Below are 983 nucleotides of genomic sequence, written 5' to 3'. Positions count from 1 at the left end.
TTTGCTCAGAAGTCAATAAATTGGACTATTTTTATTCAGTTACTTAGGCAACATTTGAGATACGATTGCGATTAAAAAAATGATATACCAACCAATGGCTGCTTGGACTTCAGTTAATGTTTGGTATGCCTTCAGATACACCTCTTCACGCTTCAATATTGAATGAAACGCTTCCATACGGCCATTATCGTACGGATGGCCTTTGAGTGAATAAGAATGTTTCAAGCCATAATTTTGGCATTTAATATTAAACTCAGCACTCGTGTATTGTGACCCCCTATCTGAATGAATAATGAGTGGCTTTCGATGTTTATCCAACGCCATCTGTAAGGCACTTGTGGCTAGCTCGGCTGTCATTGTATCGCCAATTTTATAGCCCAATACTTTTCTCTTCTCAGGATCCAGAACGGTCGCTAAATAGACCCATCTGTGATTAGTCAACTGAATATAAGTGATATCTGTTTGCCAAATACCGCTCAAATCATGCAAGTGTCTAATCAGATTGGGTTTTTGAGCAACCGTCACAACAGTTTTGGGTTTTCGATAACGTTTTTGCATGCGCGATCTAATCCCTAATTCACGCATTAATTTAAGTGTCAGATATTCAGATATTTTTGAACATTCATTGGTTAGTTGACTATAAGCAGCAATACGACGATAGCCATAAAATTTAAAAGTTTTCCAAACGTCTAAAATATAAGGCTTTAGTGATTCTCTACGTTTTTCTTGTCGACTCGGCTGCCAATGGCGCCAGTTGTAATAGGTACTAGATTTGATTTTAAGTGCACTTAAAATACGCACAAGCGCGTAGCCTTGTGCTAAAAATTGGTTAACTAGCGGCAATCCCACATTACGGACTATTTTTTGGCTAGTAAGATGGCCGCTCAATGCCTGTCAGGCTATGCGTGATAAAATTTCGTTTTCTTCCTCCAAAATAGCGAGGCGCTTCTCTAGTTGCTTGACGTCTTTTAAAGTCTTTGACT

The 983-nt window shown here is 38.8% G+C and carries 1 protein-coding gene; it reads right to left on the bottom strand.

Annotation, left to right across the window (positions count from 1 at the left end):
* Positions 1–39 precede the first annotated feature (39 nt).
* The gene (locus tag IEU65_RS10300) at positions 40–849 is read right to left on the bottom strand and encodes an IS3 family transposase (protein WP_188352254.1); all 810 of its coding nucleotides are present in this window, start codon (positions 847–849) and stop codon (positions 40–42) included.
* Between the last annotated feature and the right edge of the window lie 134 nt (positions 850–983).

The sequence above is a fragment of the Leuconostoc pseudomesenteroides KCTC 3652 genome (assembly GCF_014634745.1).
GTDB classification, from domain to species: Bacteria; Bacillota; Bacilli; order Lactobacillales; family Lactobacillaceae; genus Leuconostoc; species Leuconostoc pseudomesenteroides.
Note: the sequence above shows the minus strand (reverse complement) of the source record. Positions and strands in the feature narration are given on the sequence as shown.